The organism is Bradyrhizobium sp., from assembly GCF_036735945.1.
Taxonomy (GTDB): domain Bacteria; phylum Pseudomonadota; class Alphaproteobacteria; order Rhizobiales; family Xanthobacteraceae; genus Bradyrhizobium.
In genome coordinates, this window is record NZ_DAINNI010000003.1 from 130,216 (window position 1) to 151,741 (window position 21,526).

25 protein-coding genes and 1 tRNA gene are annotated in these 21,526 nt (G+C 62.6%); 16 read left to right on the forward strand and 10 right to left on the reverse strand.

Annotated elements, in window-relative coordinates:
* The first annotated feature begins 66 nt into the window (after positions 1 to 66).
* Together V7E26_RS02275 and V7E26_RS02280 are read left to right on the forward strand one after the other, a co-directional pair.
* Positions 67 to 474 (forward strand): hypothetical protein, encoded by a 408-nt coding sequence (locus tag V7E26_RS02275; protein WP_324413028.1) that lies wholly within the window; start codon positions 67 to 69, stop codon positions 472 to 474.
* Positions 475 to 505: 31 nt separating this feature from the next.
* Entirely contained in the window at positions 506 to 1,009 is a 504-nt protein-coding gene (locus V7E26_RS02280; RefSeq protein WP_324413089.1) for a DUF1269 domain-containing protein, read from the forward strand.
* A 5-nt stretch (positions 1,010 to 1,014) separates the two neighbouring features.
* Here the strand turns inward: V7E26_RS02280 and V7E26_RS02285 are convergent, their stop codons facing one another.
* Positions 1,015 to 1,725 carry a Bax inhibitor-1/YccA family protein gene (locus V7E26_RS02285; protein ID WP_324413030.1) on the reverse strand — a complete coding sequence of 237 codons (711 nt, stop codon included), beginning with the start codon at positions 1,723 to 1,725 and terminating at the stop codon, positions 1,015 to 1,017.
* Between the two features lie 224 nt (positions 1,726 to 1,949).
* On the opposite strand from V7E26_RS02285, the gene V7E26_RS02290 reads away from it, so the two are divergent.
* From V7E26_RS02290 to V7E26_RS02305, 4 genes are all read left to right on the forward strand, one after another.
* Positions 1,950 to 2,147, forward strand: a complete 198-nt coding sequence (locus V7E26_RS02290; protein ID WP_324413032.1) for a DUF6894 family protein — start codon at positions 1,950 to 1,952, stop codon at positions 2,145 to 2,147.
* 197 nt (positions 2,148 to 2,344) lie between these two features.
* On the forward strand, positions 2,345 to 3,784 hold the full coding sequence (locus V7E26_RS02295; protein ID WP_324413091.1) for a basic amino acid/polyamine antiporter: 1,440 nt from the start codon (positions 2,345 to 2,347) through the stop codon (positions 3,782 to 3,784).
* Positions 3,785 to 4,242: 458 nt separating this feature from the next.
* Positions 4,243 to 4,782, forward strand: coding sequence for a hypothetical protein (locus V7E26_RS02300; protein WP_442893342.1), 540 nt, complete (start codon positions 4,243 to 4,245; stop codon positions 4,780 to 4,782).
* Complete coding sequence (locus V7E26_RS02305) at positions 4,783 to 5,280, forward strand: DUF992 domain-containing protein (RefSeq protein ID WP_324413036.1); 498 nt, start codon at positions 4,783 to 4,785, stop codon at positions 5,278 to 5,280.
* Between the two features lie 592 nt (positions 5,281 to 5,872).
* Here the strand turns inward: V7E26_RS02305 and V7E26_RS02310 are convergent.
* The 4 genes from V7E26_RS02310 to V7E26_RS02325 all read right to left on the reverse strand — a co-directional run bounded on the left by V7E26_RS02310 (position 5,873) and on the right by V7E26_RS02325 (position 7,809).
* Complete coding sequence (locus V7E26_RS02310) at positions 5,873 to 6,184, reverse strand: hypothetical protein (RefSeq protein WP_324413038.1); 312 nt, start codon at positions 6,182 to 6,184, stop codon at positions 5,873 to 5,875.
* Between the two features lie 166 nt (positions 6,185 to 6,350).
* The gene (locus tag V7E26_RS02315) at positions 6,351 to 7,163 is read right to left on the reverse strand and encodes a hypothetical protein (protein WP_324413040.1); all 813 of its coding nucleotides are present in this window, start codon (positions 7,161 to 7,163) and stop codon (positions 6,351 to 6,353) included.
* 48 nt (positions 7,164 to 7,211) lie between these two features.
* Positions 7,212 to 7,517 (reverse strand): hypothetical protein, encoded by a 306-nt coding sequence (locus V7E26_RS02320; protein WP_324413042.1) that lies wholly within the window; start codon positions 7,515 to 7,517, stop codon positions 7,212 to 7,214.
* On the reverse strand, positions 7,501 to 7,809 hold the full coding sequence (locus V7E26_RS02325; RefSeq protein WP_324413044.1) for a hypothetical protein: 309 nt from the start codon (positions 7,807 to 7,809) through the stop codon (positions 7,501 to 7,503). Before V7E26_RS02325 ends, V7E26_RS02320 begins: the two co-directional genes overlap by 17 nt.
* Positions 7,810 to 8,469: 660 nt before the next feature.
* On the opposite strand from V7E26_RS02325, the gene V7E26_RS02330 reads away from it, so the two are divergent.
* Together V7E26_RS02330 and V7E26_RS02335 are read left to right on the forward strand one after the other, a co-directional pair.
* Entirely contained in the window at positions 8,470 to 8,889 is a 420-nt protein-coding gene (locus V7E26_RS02330; RefSeq protein ID WP_324413045.1) for a hypothetical protein, read from the forward strand.
* A gap of 330 nt (positions 8,890 to 9,219) precedes the next feature.
* Positions 9,220 to 10,008, forward strand: coding sequence for a hypothetical protein (locus V7E26_RS02335; protein ID WP_324413047.1), 789 nt, complete (start codon positions 9,220 to 9,222; stop codon positions 10,006 to 10,008).
* 92 nt (positions 10,009 to 10,100) lie between these two features.
* Here V7E26_RS02335 and V7E26_RS02340 read toward each other — a convergent pair whose 3' ends face one another.
* The 5 genes from V7E26_RS02340 to mnmA form a co-directional block, all read right to left on the reverse strand.
* The gene (locus tag V7E26_RS02340; RefSeq protein ID WP_324413049.1) at positions 10,101 to 10,280 is read right to left on the reverse strand and encodes a hypothetical protein; all 180 of its coding nucleotides are present in this window, start codon (positions 10,278 to 10,280) and stop codon (positions 10,101 to 10,103) included.
* A gap of 181 nt (positions 10,281 to 10,461) precedes the next feature.
* Positions 10,462 to 10,538, reverse strand: a tRNA-Met gene (locus V7E26_RS02345).
* A gap of 116 nt (positions 10,539 to 10,654) precedes the next feature.
* A complete protein-coding gene (locus V7E26_RS02350) occupies positions 10,655 to 10,981 on the reverse strand; it encodes a hypothetical protein (protein ID WP_324413051.1) in 327 nt (108 codons plus the stop codon).
* Between the two features lie 85 nt (positions 10,982 to 11,066).
* Complete coding sequence (locus V7E26_RS02355; RefSeq protein WP_324413053.1) at positions 11,067 to 11,705, reverse strand: class I SAM-dependent methyltransferase; 639 nt, start codon at positions 11,703 to 11,705, stop codon at positions 11,067 to 11,069.
* A gap of 20 nt (positions 11,706 to 11,725) precedes the next feature.
* Positions 11,726 to 12,925, reverse strand: coding sequence for a tRNA 2-thiouridine(34) synthase MnmA (mnmA, locus tag V7E26_RS02360; RefSeq protein WP_324413055.1), 1,200 nt, complete (start codon positions 12,923 to 12,925; stop codon positions 11,726 to 11,728).
* Positions 12,926 to 13,271: 346 nt separating this feature from the next.
* Between mnmA and V7E26_RS02365 the strand changes: the two genes are divergently transcribed.
* The 8 genes from V7E26_RS02365 (at position 13,272) to flbD (ending at position 21,476) form a co-directional block, all read left to right on the forward strand.
* On the forward strand, positions 13,272 to 14,969 hold the full coding sequence (locus V7E26_RS02365) for a flagellar hook-length control protein FliK (protein WP_324413057.1): 1,698 nt from the start codon (positions 13,272 to 13,274) through the stop codon (positions 14,967 to 14,969).
* An 11-nt stretch (positions 14,970 to 14,980) separates the two neighbouring features.
* Positions 14,981 to 15,676, forward strand: a complete 696-nt coding sequence (locus V7E26_RS02370) for a flagellar hook assembly protein FlgD (protein ID WP_324413060.1) — start codon at positions 14,981 to 14,983, stop codon at positions 15,674 to 15,676.
* A 206-nt stretch (positions 15,677 to 15,882) separates the two neighbouring features.
* Positions 15,883 to 16,158, forward strand: coding sequence for a CtrA inhibitor SciP (sciP, locus tag V7E26_RS02375; protein ID WP_002714638.1), 276 nt, complete (start codon positions 15,883 to 15,885; stop codon positions 16,156 to 16,158).
* Positions 16,159 to 16,328: 170 nt separating this feature from the next.
* On the forward strand, positions 16,329 to 17,954 hold the full coding sequence (gene fliF / locus V7E26_RS02380) for a flagellar basal-body MS-ring/collar protein FliF (protein ID WP_324413062.1): 1,626 nt from the start codon (positions 16,329 to 16,331) through the stop codon (positions 17,952 to 17,954).
* A 1-nt stretch (position 17,955) separates the two neighbouring features.
* A complete protein-coding gene (fliG, locus tag V7E26_RS02385; RefSeq protein WP_324413064.1) occupies positions 17,956 to 19,047 on the forward strand; it encodes a flagellar motor switch protein FliG in 1,092 nt (363 codons plus the stop codon).
* A complete protein-coding gene (locus V7E26_RS02390; protein ID WP_324413066.1) occupies positions 19,047 to 19,673 on the forward strand; it encodes a FliH/SctL family protein in 627 nt (208 codons plus the stop codon). The genes fliG and V7E26_RS02390 overlap by 1 nt, the downstream gene beginning before the upstream one ends.
* Before the next feature lie 19 nt (positions 19,674 to 19,692).
* Positions 19,693 to 20,043, forward strand: a complete 351-nt coding sequence (fliN, locus tag V7E26_RS02395) for a flagellar motor switch protein FliN (protein ID WP_324413068.1) — start codon at positions 19,693 to 19,695, stop codon at positions 20,041 to 20,043.
* Positions 20,044 to 20,096: 53 nt separating this feature from the next.
* On the forward strand, positions 20,097 to 21,476 hold the full coding sequence (gene flbD / locus V7E26_RS02400; protein WP_324413070.1) for a sigma-54-dependent transcriptional regulator FlbD: 1,380 nt from the start codon (positions 20,097 to 20,099) through the stop codon (positions 21,474 to 21,476).
* Positions 21,477 to 21,526: the final 50 nt, after the last annotated feature.

Here is a 21,526-nt window from a genome sequence, read left to right on the forward strand (position 1 = left end):
GTTTCACGCTCAAGTGAAGTCATCGAACGAGCATCGAAACTGTTCGGCATCGATGGATTCGCTAAATTGCTGCTGCCGGTGCTGGGAGGTGCCGCGCTTGCGGTCCTGCTCAGTCCCAGTCCGCATCCGCCGACATCTTCAGTGGCCTGGAAGACGCTGATGCGCGCGATCGCCCCGCTGCGACGCGCCTGTCTTGGATTCGGCAGCCGTGTCGAAGCAGGCGACGAGCTTCTTCGTCAATGGTCTGCCGCCGGCATCTCACTGCTCCTGCTCGCGATCGTCTTCACCACGTTGATGTCGCAACAAATTGACAATCAGGCTATCCGGGTGGGACAGATCGGCCAAGCGCTTCACCCGATCGAACGATCCGGAGCATTCTTCTCGTGTCTTGGGGTTTTCACGGATGCCGGGCTGGCGGTTGGCCGTCTAATCTCGGTCCCGCCCCATCTGGTTGGGGGCGATCTTCCTGTGTGAACTTGCCCGTCGGAAAAGTCCGGAGACTTCCATGTCTGATCTGGTCGCGATCGTGTACCCAAACGAGGCGAAGGCCGAAGAAGTCCGTGAAAGGCTGCTCAAATTGCAAAAAGAGTACCTGATCACGATCAGCGATGCCGTCATCGCCGTGAAGACAGAGTCCGGCGGCATCAAACTCAACCAGCTCGTCAACACCACGGCAACGGGCGCGATCACCGGCAGCTTCTGGGGATTGCTGGTCGGCGTGCTCTTCCTCAATCCGATCCTCGGTGTCGCCGTCGGCGCGGCATCCGGCGCCATCGGGGGAGCCTTGTCCGATTTCGGCATCAACGACTCCTTCGTGAAGGAGCTGTCCGCATCGCTTCAACCTGGCAACGCGGCGCTCTTCGTCCTGATCAAGAACATGACGGCCGACAAGGTGCTCAACGAAATCAAGGACGCCGGCGGGGTCGTGCTGAAGACATCGCTGGACGAGACCAAGGAAAAGATCCTGCGCGACGCGCTCGCCAAGGCTGCGGAGCGTCCGGCGGCTTGAGCTGCCTACCGCCGCCCGCCCAGCAGGCGCAGGAGCATCATGAATAGATTGATGAAGTTGAGATAGAGCGACAGCGCCGCGATCACGGACTTGCGGCCTGCGGCGGTCTCGTCGTCCCTGCTGTCATACATCGCCTTGATCCGCTGCGTGTCGTAGGCCGTGAGTCCTGCGAAGACACCAACGCCGATGATCGAGATCAACCAATCGAGTCCCGTGGACCTCAGGAAGATGTTGACCACGCTGGCGATGATGACGCCGATCAGGCCCATGAGCAGGAAACTGCCAAACCCCGACAGATCGCGCCTGGTGGAATAGCCGAAGAGGCTGAGCGCCCCGAACATCGCGGCCGCAATGAAGAAGACGCGTGTGATCGAGGCGCTGGTGTAGATGTGCAGCAGCGTCGCGAGCGATATGCCGATCGACGCGGCATAGACGAAGAACAGCAGGCGCGCCGTTCCCGCCGACAACGTATTGATGCGCGCACTCATGAAGAACACCAGGCCGAGCGGTGCCAGGATGAAAACCCACATCAGCGGGCTCTCAAGCAATGCGGGCCCGGTGAGCTGATAGGTGAGCCACGCCACAACGGCCGTCAGGCCCACGCCCGCCGCCATATAATTGTAGATCCGCAACATGTAGGCGCGCAGCCCGGCGTCAATCGCGAGCGCGCTGCCAGGGGCGTCTATGGCGGTGAGGTTCGGTTCATGGTCGGACATGGCTTGCCTCCTCGCGCTTCTGCGCACAAGAATCAGGCTATCGGTCCGCCCCCCGCGAAAGCATCGGATGATACCCGCGGACCGGGGGGCGCATCCCCCTATTCCCCCCGGGGACCTTGCCGAAACGTAACGCGAGGATCGACCGGCCTTCTTCATCCCTTTTGCTTAGGCCCCTTACAGGTTTGTCACTGGCAGCCAGGAGCGCACCAGCCTACCTCGTTGGCATGCGCTACTTCTTCCATATCGTCGACAAATACGGCCTGTCTCCGGACCGGACGGGGGGCGAGTACGCCAACGAGGAAGCCGCTATGCTGCATGCAAGGCGCATCGCGGCGGAACTCGCGAAGGCCGGCGAGTTCTTCCGTGCCAGCTTCGTACTGGTCGCCGGCGCCGCTACGCCCGGATCGGCAAGCCGGCATTAGAGCGGGACGTTGCGACAGCGACGTCAGGGAGAGCCTGACAGGACGCCGATCGCCCAATTTCCTGCCTCGCCTTCTACAGGAAAACCCTGATGTCCGGACAAGAAGGCCGCCTCTAAGGTCCTGCAAACGGTGGCCGGCTCATCCGCTCGAACTAGACCTTTGCGCCACCTCATCTCCGATTGAAAGCCATTCTCGCCATGGCTCCTTCGTCGAAAGAGGTCGACACGAAGCTTTCGCGCAGCGCGCTCGTCGCGCTCGTGGTCGGGTCGATGGTTGGTTCCGGCATCTTCGCGCTGCCGGCATCGTTCGGGCGCGTCACCGGCGTGCTCGGCACGTTGATCGCCTGGATCATCGCCGGCACGGGCATGCTCATGCTGGCCTTCGTTTTTCAGACGCTGTCCCGCCGCCGGCCGGACCTGGATGCGGGCATCTACGCCTACGCCAAGGCCGGGTTTGGGGAGTACATAGGATTTGCTTCTGCGGCCGGCTATTGGATCGGATGTTGCCTCGCCGACGTGGCCTGCCTCATTCTTATCAAGGCGACAATCGGACAGTTCTTTCCGGTCTTCGGCGACGGCACGACGCCAGTTGCCATCGCATCGGCGTCGCTCCTGGTGTGGGGCGTCCATTTCCTGGTGCTGCGAGGCATCAAGGGAGCCACCACCCTGAATACCATTGCGACCTACGCCAAAATCATCCCGATCCTGCTTTTCATCGGTGTCGCCTTCGTCGTCGTCGATCCCGAACTGATTTCCCGGAATTTCTGGGGAACGGAGCAGCCGAGCATCGCAGCGGTGTCCGGGCAGGTCCGAAGCACCATGCTGCTCACCGTATTCGTCTTTGTCGGAATCGAGGGCGCGAGCGTGTATTCACGTTACGCACGTGACCGCTCCGACATCGGGTTTGCGACCGTTGCCGGCTTCCTGTCCGTTCTCTGCCTGCTCGTACTCGTGACGCTGTTGTCCTACGGCGTTCTGACCCGGCAGGAACTCACGGGCCTGCCAACACCATCCATGGCCGGTGTGATGGAGGCGATGGTGGGACGCTGGGGCGCCGTCTTCATCAGCGTGGCGCTGCTGATCTCGATCCTCGGCAATTACCTGTCATGGTCGCTGCTGGCGGCCGAAGTTCTGCACTCCGCAGCGCTCAACCGCACCATGCCCTCTTTTCTGGCGACCGTTAATGCACACCAGGTTCCGGCCGGAGCGCTCTGGCTCACCAACTGCGTGATCCAGGCGTTTCTTCTCGTCACCTGGTTTGCCGAATATGCGTTCACGCTTGCCTTGAAGATGACAAGCGCGATGACGCTGATCCCATATTTCCTGGTCGCTGCGTACGGCCTGAAGCTGGCCTATCTCGGCGACTCCTACCATGCGGGCGAACGGACTCGTACCGTCGACGGGATCCGCGCCGCCATCGCAACGCTCTACGCCATCGGCATGATCTACGCGGGCGGCCTGAAGTTTCTTCTGCTGTCGTCAATTCTTTACGCGCCCGGAACGGTTTTGTTTTTTCTCGCCAAGCGCGAAGGCAAGGGGGCCGTTTTCAAGCCGTTCGAGGTCATCATATTTGCCGCGGTCGCGCTTGCTGCTTGTGCGGGCGTCTATGCGCTGGCGGTCGGCGCTATCTCGATTTGAATATTTGTCGGTCGAATGGAGGGGAAGATGAATGCCCGATTAGTTTGCAGCGCGTTGATCCTGGCTGGATTGTTCCTGGCCATGGAGCCGCCCCTGTCATATGCACAGTCGACCGCTCCGGGCGCATCCGCGCCGAAGCCCGCGGCTGCGCCCAATACCAATACGAATCCGACCAAACACCGTCACTGGCGCCACCGCGGAGGCAAGCATCCTCATTTTGGCAGCCGCCGCCTTCGTACCTAGGCTCCACACGCATGGCTGCCCGCGATATTCAGCGTAATGGGCATCGCGCTCGCCATGCCGCCGGTTGCCGTCGGACGGGTAGCGATCGCCAGGTTCTGAATCGCAGATTGGCCTCGCGCCAATGGCTAACAAGAGGGATGATTGCGAGGTGCCGCATGAGCGAGGTTGAAACCGAACGGAAAGGCGGAGCAGAATCGCCCTCGACACATTCGGGGATGACACACTTCCTTTGGCAGCAACTCCCCTACTGCGTTGCACTACTGCTTGCGCTTGCGGGCGTCGCCTATACCAATGCGTCACATCAGCCACTCGTTGGCTACTGGGAATTTCTTGCGCTCGCCATCGGCGTCGTCTGCGTCATCAACAAGTGGCCGGATGTCGTCGGCAAGGAGGAGCGCTTGCGGCTGATCTGGACTCAGACGCTGCACTGGGTCGCCGTCCTGGTCGCCATGAACATCGTGCTGGTATCTCGTGTCCAGCAACTGCTGCCGACACCCGCGACCAGCCTCGTTCTGCTCACATTGCTTGCCCTCGGGACGTTCCTCGCCGGCGTCAGTCTTCTGTCGATGCAAATCGCGTTTCTCGGCGTCGCGATGGGCATCGCGGTGCTGGCAATCTCTTGGCTGCAGCAGTCTGTCGTCTTCTTCCTGCTGGCCGCCGTCCTGTTGATCGGCCTCGGCATCACATTCTGGCTTCGCCATGACCGCGATCCAGGCGGCGCGCCCGCCGATACCAGAAACCAGATGGAGGTCTGAATGCGGACGAATATGATTGTCGCAAGCATCTGCGGATTGGTCGCCACGGGTGCTGTTGCCGTGCCCGCTGTCGCCGAACCGTTCAGGGTCGGCGGGCTCGTGTGCACCAGCACGCCTCGCGTGGGACTCGTGCTCGGCTCGGCGCAGGAACTTCGTTGCGTGTTCACTGCGACGAGGCCGCCCAGGCAGTACGTCTACGAAGGCCGGATCAGGCGCGTTGGTCTCGATATCGGCGTGACCAGCGCAGGAACTCTCTCCTGGGCCGTCCTCGCGAGGAATTCGCGCGTCGGGCCTGGCACGTTGCGCGGGAACTACGTGGGCGCGAGCGGCAATGTCGCAATGGGGCCCGGTTTCGGCGCGAACGTGCTGATCGGAGGGTCTCGCCGCTCGATCATGCTCCAGCCGCTTTCGATCGAGCGATCGATCGGATTGAACCTTGCAGCAGGGGTGACCAATCTGACGCTCGGCCCGCGCGGGCGGCGACAGGTTGAACCTTAAGATACGGCCGCGCCTGAGTGACCGCGAATATTCCCGCCGGCGCTTTAGGGTTTCGACGGATGTCCGCATGGGCAGTTCGCCGTTAGCGTTCTCACGGGCGGGCGTGGCTGCTGTACGCGCTCCAATCCGTTTGAAGGACCGTGTAACACGAAGATCCAACAAGGAGAGGCGCACAACAATGACCGCTCCCAGCCGTCGTGACTTCCTTGACCTTGTCCAGAAAGCGTTTGTTGCCGTCGCAGTTGGCGGAATGGCCATCTGCTCCCGTGATACCGCGGAGGCGATGCCGGTCGCACCCAACCCGACAGGTGCAGAAAAATCGCCCGATCTCGTGACAAGAGTCCAGTGGGGTCCTGGTTGGGGCCCGCCCCCGCGGCGCCGGCGCCGCCGCTGGGTCTGTTGGTGGCATCGCGGTCGTCGTGTTTGCGGCTGGCGATGGGTATAGTTCGCGGGTGAACTCAAGTTTCCGGAAGCGGGCAAACTGATAACAGCGTTGCGCCGGCCGAGCTCGGAAGCAATCGTTCACGCCGAGCAGAACGCGAAGTTCCCGGCACATTCCCGAGCGGAAGATCGTTGGTAGCGGGAGAGGGACTCATACAGTCCCCCACCCAGGCAGAGCCTTTGTTTTCAAAGACTTACCGGGCGGCTTAGGGTGAGCGCTGATGGCCTTGGATAGCAAGAAATTGGTGCTTGTCCGGGCTAGGATTGTTTCTGCCATCTCCCGGAGCGCCGTGGCCTCTGAAAATTCGGCAATCGTGTAGCTTCTAATGCCGTCGCTGATAGATACGTCGTTCAGTCCACTTACGACGCACCAATCGACCGCCTCTGCAAACGCCAACTTGGCGGTTTCGAAGACCACACTCAGCTTGTGGTCGTCCACGTAGGCTTCCACGAAAAACGGCATTGGACACCTGTCCAGATTTCTTTTGCCGATCGGCCTCGGACACCGCCCCGAGGGATATGACGATCATAATGTCACTTTTTGAAATACCTCTTAAAGCGAGCATCGGTTTTAGGCACCTTTCGCATGCCCGCCCGGCAGCAACTTCGAACTCCCTACTATTAATCCATCACCTGAAAACGTAAGCGATCCCGTTAGCAGCCGCAGCGAATAACCAGCATAAGACCGCAAAAAGCACTATCGCGAGTAGCGGTCCCGCTCTCATCATGCCGCTAACAATACTCGCGGCAAAACGGACGGAACCTCGCGGCTCGGGGCGCGGCATGTATCCCGAACGCCACCCCATTTGTCGAGCTGCAAAGCACACCTCTTCCGGTGAAAGATAACCCAGCGAGGTATAATGCCGTATTAGATCGCCAGAGCGGTGCCTTCGATATTCAGCAATTAGCTTGTCCACAAATCGAGATGGCCCCACTTCGACATAATCCGCGCCAGCGACAAAGATGTCTCGGTAACCTAACCACATCGCCGTCAGGTCAACTGCGGGCTCCTCTGAGTGAAGCGGATGTCGAAGACTCTCCAGTACAATATGCGCCATCTCATGAGCGATAGCTTGGATCACGCTCTCATATTTACTGCCCTCCAAAAACGACTTTCGGATAAAGACAGTGGCAATCGTTTTCTCGAAATCTCGGCTATTCAACGGAGGCATAGGATTAGGAAGCACCACCCATGCAGGGGCATCGTTCTTCGACAGACTCGGATCATCCCCCTTATTCACGAGGCCTACCCGCACCCTCAATTTCAAGTTCATGCTATCGCGCACGAACTTAACCACGCCCGTGTAGTCCTTTGCATCATAGAGCTCACGCAGTAGTGGTGATTCAATCTGCCATGTAACCTGTGTCATCGATGCGCGAAGCACCTCGACATATGATAGGATCATCTTATCGCGAAAGGGCTTAACCCCGGTTGCTGTCACTTGCCACTCCAGATCATACAGGCCGCCTTACGGGTGCGAGGTCGGACATTATGAAGCCTCCCGAGTTTCGGCCTTCACGTGAGTCATGGCTTCATTGAGAAGCCCGATTGCGAAGTCGACCAAGTGAGCCGGATGTTCGGCTGGGGTTTGAAGGATGGACGCGGCGAGCGCGTAAGCATTGTCGACAAACTGAGCGACAGCTTTGCGCTGAACGCAAGGCGTCAAAGGTCGCCGCGCCGTGTTGAATTTCGCGCAGAGTTCGCGATAGAACGCGCCTTCGTTGGCCTGCGCTTGACGTGCCTGTCGCAGTAAGTCGCGTGCCCAATAGGGAAGGTCGTTAACGCTTGAAATCATCTTCAGTATCCGAATTGTCCGTGTCGCAGGCGAAGACGGCTTTGCCCCGGCCGGATCGAATGAAGTTCACGGGCGGGCCGAAATCGGCGTCGCCGTTGGTGTAGCAAATTGTCTTCCCCACCCCGATCACACTGCCGAATAACGCGTTAAACGTTTCGAACGCGTCAGCGATGCGCGTGAGCGCTCCGGCCGCGTCTTCAGCGGCGTTCGCTGCTCGATTGAGACGCGCGTCGATTTGCATGTCAAGTAAAGCCTGCAGCGAGAGTGTCTCGCGCTCGGTGGTCGTCGTCATCGTGGGTGTCCTCTGTCGTGGGGTTGGGAAAGCGCCGCGCGGCAGCCGGTCCCGAGGCTAATCAAGCCGGGCCGCGCGGGCGTCCCGAAGTGTCCGACGCCAAGCGCTCGGACTGCTTCGAACTGAATCTTTGATCTGTCGGCGCGCCCTCTCGGCGCGGTCCTCTCTTCGATTGAGTGTGTTGGTAGACCCTGAACAGGGTGTGGGCTGGTCGTCTCCCCAGGCCGCGCGTTGCGCGGGATGGTTTCCTGCCCTATGGCCTACCCTTGGCGGGTCGTTGCGCTTCTATCGCCCTGTCGCTATCCGGTTTGGAATCGGTCGCGGTGAACGGTGCGGCTGCCAGCCCCCTGACTGTCGCGCGCAGACCAGTAAAGCTAAACCGGTCATGCCGTTCATCTCGGGGCAAATTCTGCGGATGCTTTTGGGCCAGTGTCCGCGTGGCCTTTCCGAAGAGGGCTCGCCAGTGAGGCGCGCCTACACTCGCTTAAAGGGATCGCAAGCCCAAAAGTTGCGCGGCGGATCAAAAATGTCGGGGCCGCTCCCGGCAGCCGAATGAACTCCGATTGCATCCCCGCTCCACGCCCGCTAAGCGCGAATATCCATTGCGCAACATCCTGCGTCGTGGTGAGATTAGTTTTTTTCAGCATGGAGGGTTATTTGATGAAAAAGGCCTTAGGACTGCTTATCGCGCTCTCAATTGTATTTTTTGCATCTGCCAATGAGAGCCGGGCGGCTAGTTGCGATGACGGCATTATCGTCAACAACATCTGGTGCAAATTCATCTTGAACTACAACAATAGCGGTCAAAATGTGTGCATTGCGATACAATACAACAATCAACCACTCACGGTCCTATTCGACATTTATCCCGCACCTGGAAGGATAACTCCGATACCGAAGCCCTATCGGCACGCGACTATCCGTGCATTGATGAAGCCCTATGAACTCAACAGAATTTTCGGATGGATACAGGGCGAAGCGCCTGACAACGTGCAGAGTTGCAGTCTCATCGGATGGCAACTTGCGGGTGGCAAGCGGGTCAAGGTCAATCCCAACGACGTTCGGAAGAGCCTGTTCTAACATCCGGTTGGCTTTTCAGGCCTTGGCAGGCCGGGGCTCCCTCTGAAACTTGCCCCACTATGTTGCATCGATCTGACTGCAAAAATGCGATCTATTGCGCGGGCCTAATTCCCTCCAAGCCGCCCACCGTGCAGTTCCCACCCTTATAGGGGTGGGAGCTGCACGGTTGATGGGAAAATCAGTGCACGGTCGCTACACGGTCGTTGCACGGTCGCGCTAAACGATTGAAAATACTGCAAAACAACCGTGCATCTGACCGTGCACGAACCGTGTAGGCCAACCGTGCACGGGACCGTGCAGCAACCGTGCACGGTGGATCGGTGCACGGTCATGCTAGCGCTGGAAAATCAGTTGCCTGGACACGAAAACTTCCCCCGCGGGTACTTGCAGGGCTCCGACATTGCCAACGAGAGCCGCGCTACGCTCGGTGTCCTGTCCGACATTCGGACTTTCGTGGGCATGCGCCGGGAACTTGCTCAACGAGGCCCCGAGGGTGAGCCAAGATTCCTGACCCCCGCCCCCGGCTTTGTTTGGGACTCCCCGGCGCTAGATGAGCTTCTCGACGATCTGAGCGGGCTCGGCCTCCTGGGTAAGCGAGATGATGATGAACCGCCAAACGCATTCGTGCCCATCCATGTGGTGGAGGAAGTTACCCCTATTGTTCGTGGGTACATTGAGCACGTTCGCACCATCGCGCTAAAGCGCGAGCCCAAACTAGTACTCTATCTGAAGGTCAAGGGATTCCCGGATACCGTACTCCACGGCGAACGTCACGGAGTCGTCGGGTGGCATTATCACTACTGCGATAAGCACGGCAGGCGCTCGGATACCTTACTGTCGTTCGACACCAGGCAGCCGCTAAAGAAGGATGAGAAAGGCAACGTTGTGCCGCTCAGACTAAACGCTCCATTGTTCTGGGAACGCCACGGTGTGCAAAAAGCTAAGTTGAAGGCACGCGCAGAGCAGTGGGGAGCCGACAAACGCTCAAGCGTATTCGAGGCGGCTCAACCCGACCTGGATAAACAAAAGCCGGCCGATTTCAGGCGTCCTGCTGACGACGCCCGTGCCGTGTGGCCACAAAACGCCGTCCTCAGTTTGCCGCCTGCCAAATCACGCTGACAGACTGTACTCTCCGCCTATTGTCACCCGTCTTAGCGATCTCACCGCCCTCCGCCAACCGCCCCAACAGCCGCGAGACGATGGTGGGATCTTTAAGCTCCGGCAGCCCCCGCTGAGAGCCGGTACTTGTTCAGCGCTATTAACACTTCCTTCTTCGTCAGACCGATCTCATCGGCCGTCTCGCCCGTCGCGTCGGACAGTTGCTGAACCCGTTCCTTGAACACGCGCAGTGTCGCAGCGAGTTTATCGGCCGGTGTGTCTGACGGGGTCATTAACGCCTGATCCTCAGTATCTTCGACCGCGAAGTTGACCCCCGAAGAAATAGCTTTCAGACGGTCGGCGTCGTGGTGCGCGCGGAACCGGGTGTGAAGGGATTTGAGGTCGAGATAAAGGGACGGCTGCAGGAGCTTTTAGGCGCGCCGTTCCTCACACGTTCTGTGGGTGGGGGACTAGTGGTAGCGGGAGAGGGACTCGAACCCCCGACCCCAGGATTATGATTCCCGTGCTCTAACCAGCTGAGCTACCCCGCCACGGCGTCGCGGTGGCGGCAGGCAATGCCGCCGTCGCGAACGCGCGGCATATAAGGAGCGGGTTGCGCGCCTGTCAAGCAAGGTGAGCGCTCCCGTCAAGCATCTGCAAAATGATGCTATTTCGGCCGGATCGTCGGGTCCCCGCCGGGGCTGCCGGGCGGCGGAATCACCGAGGTCTTCCCGGCGTCCGGCGCGGGCGCGCGCATTTCGGGATCGACGCCTTGCGGCGGGCACAATACGCCGTCCGAGCGGGCGAGCTTGTCGCCCAGCACCTCGGCGCGCTGGCCGGTGGTCGTTCCCTCCGGAACCTTCTCTCCGGCGTTCGGCCGGGGCTGCATCGGAGCGCAATTGGCCGCGCGCTGTGGCGATGGCGGCGCGGTCTGCGCCGGCGGTGTCGCCGGACCGGGCGGAGCCTGCGCGCCTGCCGCGTCAGCAGCCGCCATCATCATGCATGCGAGAAGAAGTGCGCGCTTTATTGTCATGCAAGGAAAACGGCGTGCGTTGACGGAGGTTCCGCGGCCATTCCGTCTAGGACTTCCGATAACGGATCAGCGAAAAATGCCCCATCGGCGGCATCGGCCGCCGTTCGGTCAGGGTGACACCGCCATGTCTGGCGGCCCAGTTGGTCAGGCGTTCCCACGGAAATTCCGGCCGCCAGCCAAGCCGACGCGCCAGCGGCGCAAAGGCCAGTTCGAAGATGCGGCGCGGGCCGCGCTCGGCGCCGATGTGATTGACCAGGATGAGTTCGCCGCCCGGCTTCAGCACGCGAATGAAATCATCCAGCGTCGCCTCGGGATCCGGCACCGCGGTGATGACATATTGCGCCACCACCGCATCGAAAAACGCATCGGGAAACGCCAGGTTCTTGGCATCCATCACCGCCAGCGTCTCGACATTGGTCAGCCCGAACTCGCGCACGCGCTTGCGCGCCCGCCGCAGCATCGGCTCGGATATGTCGACGCCGCACAGTTTGGTATTGCGCGAATATTCCGACAGCGACAACCCGGTGCCGACGCCGACGTCGAGAACCCGTCCGCCGATCTTGTCGGCTTCCGCGATGGTCGATCGCCGTCCCTCGTCGAACACCTTGCCGAAAACGAGATCGTAGATCGGCGCCCAGCGCCCATAAGCCTTTTCGACCCCCTCGCGGTCGATGTCCCCAGCCATTCCCTGCCCCGATTTTTTGGTTAGGTGCGCATCACCTCGGCGAGCGGCGCAAGCTTGTCCTGCGCCCCTGCCCTCGCCGCCGGATGTCGTGCGGCGGCGCTCTTGATGAAGCCGCCGCCGAGCACGCGCGCCTGTCCGGAAGGCGCATCGTAGAACACACAGGCCTGGCCGGGCGATACGCCCTCCTCGCCGGCAACGAGTTCGACCTCGTAGCCGCCGTCGACCGCGCGCAGCCAGGCCGGCTGCGGCGGACGCGTCGAGCGAACGCGGACGAACATCTCGATGCCTTTGCCGATGACGCGATCGAGCGCGCCGTCGCCGATCCAGTTGACGTCACGCAACAGGATCCGATCCATGCGCAACGCCTCGCGCGGGCCCACCACGACGCGGCGGCTGGCGGCATCGAGCTTGACGACATAGAGCGGCGCGCCGGCGGCAATGCCCAGTCCCTTGCGCTGGCCGACGGTGAAATGGACGATGCCCTGGTGCCGACCGATCACGCGTCCCTCGAGATCGACGATCTCGCCGGGCTCGATCGCGCCGGGCTTCAGGCGGCCGATGATGTCGGTGTAGCGCCCGGTCGGCACGAAGCAGATATCCTGGCTGTCCTGCTTGTCGGCGACTTCGAGGCCGAAGCGCCGCGCCAGTTCGCGCGTCTGCGGCTTGGCCATGTCGCCGAGCGGAAAGCGCAGATAGTCGAGTTGCTCGCGCGTGGTCGCGAACAGGAAATAGCTCTGGTCGCGATCGGCATCGGCAGCGCAGACCAGCGCGCGCGAGCCGTCGGCAAGGCGGCGCGAGGCAACATAGTGTCCGGTCGCGAGCGCCTGCGCGCCGAGTTCGCGCGCGGTCGAAAGCAGGTCGCGAAACTTGATCGAGCGGTTGCACTCGATGCAGGGCACCGGCGTTTCGCCATGCGCGTAGCTGTCGGCGAAATTGTCGATCACGGATTCGCGGAAGCGGCTTTCGTAGTCCAGCACGTAATGCGGAATGCCGATCCGTTCCGCGACATTGCGGGCATCGTGGATGTCGCGCCCGGCGCAGCAGGCGCCCTTGCGATGGGTTGCCGCGCCATGGTCGTAGAGCTGCAGCGTGATTCCGACCACGTCGTAGCCCTCGGACTTCAGCAGGGCGGCCGTCACCGAGGAATCGACTCCGCCGGACATGGCGACCACGATCCGCGTATCCTGCGGACGACCTTCGAGATCCAGACTGTTTCGCATGCCAGGGGTCATCGACTTCAATCGCGGAGCCCGCCAGCGGGCCGCGGCCAAGGTTAAAAAGCCTTTATCTATAAGGCATTGGAGCGTCATTCGGCCATTTCGGGCCGGATCGGATGCCGCTCTTTAATATAGGCCGTATTCCCGCGAAGCAATCAGTCGAACCTCATTTTGGAGGGGGTCCAGGACGGCAAATCTTGCCGCCGGGCAGAAAAGGCGGCGGAAGCCGGAGCGCGCGACCCCGCCGCCGTCCCGCCCAAGACATTGAAATTACAATAGAATGTCTTAGAGACCTGAGTGGCCCGGTCCTTGCTGAATGGTAGCTGAGAGCTCAGCGCGAGGGTCGCCCGTGGTAAGTGTCACGTCAGAAGTTTCGGCAAACGCATCTTTCCAGAACGCGGCGGCGCGGTCCGCCCGGCCCGATTCCGATCCCCCCGCCGGCAACGACAGCTTCGCGGCGCTGGTCGACAGCAATACGGCAGCGAGCCGCAACGATTCCCGTGCGCAGGACCCGGCGCCCGCCCCGCGCCGATCCGACGATACGCAGGCCGGGTCCGGCAATCGTCCGCGCGATAACGCCGCGGCGTCCGACAAGGCGGACAAGGCCGCGCGCCGTGATTCGAATGATCGCGACGGCGCGAGCAAGGCGAGCAACGACAACGCGCGCGATGACGGCAAGGCCGACGCCACAACCGACACCACGGCCAATGCCGAGACCAAGGCGACCACAACCCGCCGCGCCAAATCGAAGTCCGACGCGCCGAAGTCCGACAAGGCGGAACCCGGCGAGAAAACGCAGGCATCTTCCGCCGATGCCTCGCAGGCCGAGGCGGCACAGGATGCAACGACCGTCATGACCGTCGACGCCATCGCCACCGCCATCAATGCGCCCGCGGCTCCAGCGCCCGAGACCACCGCGACGCCGACGGCCGACAAGGCCGCTGCTCCGCTTGCGATCGCAGCCGCGGCGATCGCGGCTTCCGCATCGCTTGCCGCCGAGACCGCGCCGGCCGCTGCTACCAGCGAGACGACCGACACGGCCGGCACAACGACCTCGCCCGACGCGCAGGCAAAGGCCGACGTCAAGGCAACCGCTCAAGGCGGTGTTGGCCAGGCTGTCAGCGCCCTGGCGACATCAGGCGATCCGTCCGTCACTGGCGGCAGCGCGCAGGCCGCTTCCGCCGTCGCGGCAACACCAGCCGCGACAAAATCGGCGGTGCTCTCCAAGACATCCGATCTGGCCAGGAAGGGCGCCACGACGGCAGTCGAGCAGCCCGCAGCCAGCGACGGCATCGACGGCACCGATCCCGCCGCGTCGGCAGCGCCCGCCGCTGATACGATCGCGCCTGCCGTTACGCCTTCAGCCGAAGCCGTCGCCAAACCCAAGTCCGAAGGCGGCGTCACTGAAGCCGTGAAGGCTGACGCGCCAGGTAATTCCATTGCGCCGCCAACCGCACACGCCAATGCGAACGCGCATCTTGCCGCTCCCGATATCGGCAACACGCCGGTCAATCCTTCCGGCAGCGGCCTGCAGGCTGCCGGCGCGATCCCGTCGCAGCTGTCGGCCACCCATGCGACCGCGGCTGCAACGACGCAACTCACCGCCAACGCTGCGACCGGCGCCGCCGTGCCGCTGAGCGGGCTCGCGATGGAAATCGGCGCCTCCGCCAAGAGCGGCAAGACCCGTTTCGAAATCCGGCTCGATCCCGCCGAACTCGGCCGCATCGATGTCCGCATCGACGTCGATCGTCACGGCCAGGTGACGTCGCACCTGACCGTCGAACGGCCGGAAACGCTGTCGATGCTGCGCCAGGACGCCAACCAGTTGCAGCGCGCGCTCGACAATGCCGGGCTCTCGACCGGTAACGGCGGCCTGCAATTCAGCCTGCGCGACCAGTCCTCGCAAGGCCAGAACGACGGCAACCAGTCCAATCCCAACGCGCATCGCATCGTCGTCAGCGAGGACGAGAGCGTGCCGGCCGTCGTCGCCGGGCGCAGCTATGGCCGCATGCTCGGTGCGAGCGGCGGCGTCGACATCAGGGTTTAAAGGAGATCGCCATGGCAGTTGATGCAACCATGCCGACCACAGTCGTCTCGGCTGCGGGGACCGGCACGGCTACGGCCAACAAGACCTCGTCGGACAACACGACCGGGATCGCGGATAATTTCCAGACCTTTCTGACGCTGCTGACCACCCAGCTTCAGCACCAGAATCCGATGGATCCGCTCGATACCAACCAGTTCACGCAGCAGCTCGTGCAGTTTGCCGGCATCGAGCAGCAGCTCAAGTCGAACGATCAGTTGAAGGCGTTGGTCGAGATCGAAAAAGGTGCCCAGGCCACCCAGGCGCTGGTCTATGTCGGCAACACGGTCGCCGTCGACGGCAGCAAGGCGCAGTTCGACAAATCCGCCACCTGGAATTTCAATTCCGACAAGGACACGACCGCAACGATCACGATCACCAATTCGGCGGGACAGACCGCCTATACCGGCAACTTTTCATTGAAGCAGGGCGGCTCCAGTTTCGTCTGGGACGGCAAGGGTAACGACGGTGTGCAGTGGCCGGCCGGCACCTACACCCTGAGCGCAACCGGCAAGGACAGTTCGGGCAACAGCGTCGCGATATCAACCGAAGTCCAGGGCATCGTCGATTCCGTCGATCTGACCTCCTCCCCGCCGCTGCTGTCGATCGGCGGCCAGAGTTACACAACTGACAAAATCAAACGGGTGGTCCGCCCGGCGACCTCGAGCTAGCCCGCGGCCATCGCTTTCCACCCGTCCGGCCCGTTCCCGGCCCGGTCTTCCTGCGAGCGCACAGGCGTTCCGGAAGGCCGGTTCGCGGCCATTTCTGGTCATTTTCAAGGAGATTCGTATTGAAGCCGTGGGCTTAGGCAAATTTTAAGCCGAAGGGCGTAGATTTACTACCGTGAGTTCAGTGGTTGAGAGTTTGTGAGTACGCCATGACAGAACCCCATCGCCCGAGGGTAAAATACGTCATCGGGCCTGACGGCAGCCCGTTAACAATTGCTGACCTGCCCGCGCCCGGCACCAAACGGTGGGTGATCCGCCGCAAGGCCGAAGTTGTCGCCGCAGTCCGCGGTGGCCTGCTTTCCCTCGAAGAGGCGTGCAGCCGCTATACGTTGACGGTCGACGAATTCCTGTCCTGGCAGTTCTCCATCGATCAGCATGGCCTGGCGGGCTTGCGGACCACCCGGATCCAGCAATATCGCCAGTAAGCGCTTCTGAACCAAAAGATTTGATGAAAACCGGCTTCGTTTTGCGAAGCCGTTTTTTTTCATGCCCGGAACTATTAGCGGCGCTTTAACGCCTGTTAACCATATCGAAACCATCCCCTAGGCAATAATTGCCCAGTCGGTCCCTGGGGCCGAATCCCTGGGGGCGGTTGGTGCAAAGTCTCGTTGCTTTCCTGAAAGGCCTTGGCGCGTCACGGCTGATGGCCATGGTCGCCGTGACCACCGCGCTGCTCGGCTTCTTCGCCTTCGTCATCATGCGCGTCACCACGCCGCAGATGACCACGCTGTTCACCGACCTGTCCTACGAAGATTCCTCCAGCATCATCAAGGATCTGGAGCGCCAGGCTATTCCTTTCGAGCTGCGCAATGAAGGCGCCGTCATCATGGTGCCGAAGGACAAGGTCACGCGTCTCAGGATGAAGCTCGCCGAGAGCAACCTGCCCAAGGGCGGCGGCGTCGGTTACGAGATCTTCGACAAGTCGGACGCACTCGGCACCACGAGCTTCGTCCAGAACATCAATCATCTGCGCGCGCTGGAGGGCGAACTCGCCCGCACCATCCGCGCCATCGACCGCATCCAGGCCGCGCGCGTCCATCTCGTGCTGCCGGAGCGTCCGTTGTTCGCGCGTGAGGCCCCGGAGCCGTCGGCCTCGATCGTGGTACGGGTGCGCGGCAGCCTCGAGCCCCAGCAGATCCGCGCGATCCGCCATGTCGTCGCTTCCGCCGTCAACGGCTTGAAGCCGCAGCGGGTGTCGATCGTCGACGAAGCCGGCCGCCTGCTTGCCGACGGCGCCAGCAAGGATCCGGAAATCGCCGTTGGCGACGAGCGCCGCACCGCGTTCGAAAAGCGCATGCGCAACGAAGTCGAGGCGATCGTCTCCTCGGTGGTCGGCCAGGGCCGCGCCCGCGTCCAGCTCACCGCCGACTTCGACTACAACAAGGTCACCCAGACCTCGGACAAGTTCGATCCCGAAGGCCGTGTGCTGCGCTCCAGCCAGACCCGCGAGGAATCCGCCGCCAGCGCCGGCGACGGCGGTCAGGTGACGGTCAACAACGAGTTGCCCGGCAACCAGGCCGGCGGCACCGCCACCGCCCGCGACCAGAGCAAGAAGAGCGAAGAGACCAACAATTACGAGATTTCCCGGACGACCAAGACCGAGGTCACCGAGGCCGGACGGGTCAACCGGATCTCGGTCGCGGTGCTGGTCGATGGCGCCTACGCCAAGAACGAAAAAGGCGAGATGGTCTATCAGGACCGCAGCAAGGAGCAGCTCGACCGCATCGCCACGCTGGTGCGCTCCGCGATCGGCTTCGACCAGAAGCGCGGCGACCAGGTCGAGGTCGTCAACCTGCGCTTTGCCGAAGCGCCGACCGTGCCCCCGGTTGTCGAGCCGGGCGGGCTGCTTGGCTTCCTGCAATTCACCAAGGACGACGTCATGCACGTCATCGAACTCGGCGTCATGATGCTGCTCGGCCTCGTGGTGCTGTTCCTGGTGATCCGGCCGCTGGTCAAGCGCATCCTGGCCGCAGAAGTCGTGCCTGGGCCGGCCGAACCGACGACCATGCTGATCGAGGGCAACGGGCCGAACGGAGAACTCGGCCCCAACCAGGCCTTGATCGCCGGCACCAGCGGCACCGCCCAGTTGATCGACGTCGCCCAGGTCCAGGGCCAGGTCCACGCCCAGGCCGTGCACCGGGTCGGCGAACTGGCCGAACGCAATCCCAACGAAACCGCATCCATCGTTCGGCAATGGCTGAGCGAAACCGCCGAGACCTGACATGCCCGCCGTACCGCAGCAACAAACCAGCAACGCCAACGACATCACGACCGTCATCTCGGCGCTGGCGAGCCGTCAGAGCGGCCGGCCCAAGAGCAAGCCGCTGAGCGGGCCGAAGCGCGCCGCGATCCTGATGCTGGCGCTCGGCGAGCAGTATGGCGGCAAGGTCTGGGCGCTGCTCGACGACGACGAGGTCCGCGAGCTGTCGATCCACATGTCGACGCTCGGCACCGTCGAGGCCGACGTGGTCGAGGACCTCCTGCTCGAATTCGTCTCGCGCATGTCGGCATCCGGCGCGCTGATGGGCACCTTCGACGCCACCGAGCGGCTGCTGCAGCAGTACCTGCCCTCCGAGCGCGTCAACGGCATCATGGATGAAATCCGCGGCCCCGCCGGCCGCAACATGTGGGAGAAACTCTCCAACGTGCAGGAAGAGGTGCTCGCCAACTATCTCAAGAACGAATATCCGCAGACGATCGCGGTGGTGCTGTCGAAGCTGAAGCCCGAGCATGCCGCGCGCGTGCTGGCGATCCTGCCCGAGGACCTCGCGCTCGATGTCGTCGGCCGCATGCTTAAGATGGAAGCGGTGCAGAAGGAGGTCATCGAGCGCGTCGAGCAGACACTGCGCACCGAATTCATGTCGAACCTGTCGCAGACCCGCCGCCGCGACGCCCACGAGGTGATGGCCGAAATCTTCAACAATTTCGACCGCCAGACCGAAACCCGCTTCATCACCTCGCTGGAAGAGGAAAACCGCGAATCCGCCGAGCGCATCAAGGCGCTGATGTTCACCTTCGACGATCTCATCAAGCTGGATTCCGCCTCGGCCCAGACCCTGATGCGCAACGTCGACAAGGACAAGCTCGGCATCGCGCTGAAGAGCGCCAACGAGGAGGTGCGCGGCTTCTTCCTCGGCAACATGTCGTCACGCGCCGGCAAGATGCTGATGGACGACATGGCCGCGATGGGACCGGTACGGCTGCGCGACGTCGACGAGGCGCAGGCGCTGCTCGTCAACCTGGCCAAGGACATGGCCGCGCGCGGCGAGATTACGCTGACCAAGAACCGCGCCGACGACGAGCTGGTGTACTGATGGCCGCGCCCGCAAAATTCCTGTTCGACACCGACTTCGCCGCCCCCGACAAGGCGCGCGAGCGCGCGGCAACCGCCGCCGAGATCGCGCAGAAGGTCGCGGAGGCCGAGGCCCGCGCCTATCGCGCCGGCTACGAGGCGGCGCAGCACGAAGCCAGGGTGGAGAGCGACCGCCGTTCAGCGCTGGCGCTGGAGGAGATCGGCATCACGATCAAGGGCATCGCCACGCGGATCTCCGGTATCGAGGCCAGGATGGAGACCGAGGCCGTCGAGGTCGCGGTCGCGGTGGCACGCAAGCTGTGCAGCGAACTGGTCGTCCGCGAGCCGCTCGGCGAGATCATGGCGCTGGTCAGCGACTGCTTCTCGCATCTGGTCGCGACGCCGCATCTCGTCGTTCGCATCAACGACCAGCTCTATGAAGCCGCCCGCGAGAAGATCGAACGGCAGGCGGCGCAGAGCGGTTTCGAGGGGCGGCTGGTGATCCTGGCCGAGCCCGCCATCGCCACCGGCGACTGCCGGATCGAATGGGCCGACGGCGGCGTGGTGCTGGAGCGTGCGGCCATTGAAACGAAAATCAGCGAACTCGTCGGACGCTATCTGGCGTCGCGCGATCAGGCGGGAGCGTAAGGGCCATGAGGACTGAACCATGAGTGACACCGACGGACAGGTACCGCTTCCCGACCTCAACTCCGCCGACGCGCCGCCGGTCGACGACCTCGCCTATAACGAGGACGAACAGGCCTCGCGCATCGCGGCCGATCTCGAGGCCGTGTTCGACGTGCCGGTGCAGGTCTCAGCCGTGCTCGGCCGCTCCAAGATGGACGTCGGCGAGCTCTTGAAGCTCGGGCCCGGCACCGTGCTCGAACTCGACCGCCGCGTCGGCGAAGCCATCGACATCTACGTCAACAACCGCCTGGTGGCGCGTGGCGAGGTCGTGCTGGTGGAAGACAAGCTCGGCGTGACCATGACGGAAATCATCAAGGCTGAACGCAGCTGACAATTTTGGCGATACGCGCCTGCAAGGCGCGAACAGACGGACAGGAGACAGATATGCGGCTTCTCATCGTTGGCACATTGAAGGGCCAGCTCACGACCGCCACCAAGATCGCGATGGCGAACGGCGCATCCGTGACCCATGCCGAAGCGATCGAACAGGCGATGGGCGTGCTGCGTGGCGGCAAGGGCGCCGACCTCCTGCTGGTCGATGTCGCCCTCGACATCCGCGACCTCGTGATGCGGCTGGAAGCCGAGCACATCCACGTGCCGATCGTGGCCTGCGGCATTTCCAACGACGCCCGCGCCGCGGTCGCCGCCATTCATGCCGGCGCCAAGGAATACATCCCGCTGCCGCCCGATCCCGAACTGATCGCCGCCGTGCTGGCGGCCGTCGCCAATGATTCACGCGACCTCGTCTATCGCGACGAAGCCATGGGCAAGGTGATCAAGCTGGCGCAGCAGATCGCGGGCTCGGATGCTTCGGTGATGATCACCGGCGAATCCGGCACCGGCAAGGAGGTGCTGGCGCGTTACGTCCATTCCCGCTCAGCCCGCGCCAAGCGCCCGTTCATCTCGATCAACTGCGCAGCGATCCCCGAGCATCTGCTGGAATCCGAACTATTCGGCCACGAGAAGGGAGCCTTCACGGGTGCCGTCGCCCGCCGCATCGGCAAGTTCGAGGAAGCCTCCGGCGGCACGCTGCTGCTCGACGAAATTTCCGAAATGGACGTTCGGCTTCAATCCAAGCTGTTGCGCGCGATCCAGGAGCGCGTGATCGACCGCGTCGGCGGCACCAAGCCTGTTACGGTCGATATCCGCATCATCGCGACCTCGAACCGCAACCTCTCCGACGCCGTGCGTGAAGGCACATTCCGCGAGGACCTGCTGTTCCGCCTCAACGTCGTCAACCTGAAGATCCCGCCGCTGCGCGACCGCCCGGCGGACATCCTCGAACTGGCGCAGCATTTCGCGAAGAAATACGCCGATGCCAATGGCGCGGCGCTGCGCCCGATCTCGGCGGAGGCGAGGCGCGTGCTGACCTCGAACCGCTGGCAGGGCAATGTCCGTGAGCTGGAAAACACCATCCACCGCTCGGTGCTGATGGCGCAGGGCGACGAGATCGGTCCTGACGCGATCCTCACGCCCGACGGCGACCGCCTCGACCTCGCCAAGACCCCGCCCGCGGTCGCGCATGCGACCTTTGCCGCCGAGCAGGTCACCCGCGCGCTGGTCGGCCGCACCGTCGCCGATGTCGAGCGCGACCTGATCCTGGAGACGCTCAAGCACTGCCTTGGCAACCGCACCCACGCCGCCAACATCCTGGGCATCTCGATCCGCACGCTGCGCAACAAGCTGAACGAATATGCCGACGGCGGCATCCCGATAACGCCCGCAGGCGCGGGCGAGCAGCAGCGGTTCATGACGGCGGGTTAGCCCGACTTCGCGGATTCGCGCCCGAAAACGCGAATTTTGAGATTTTTTGT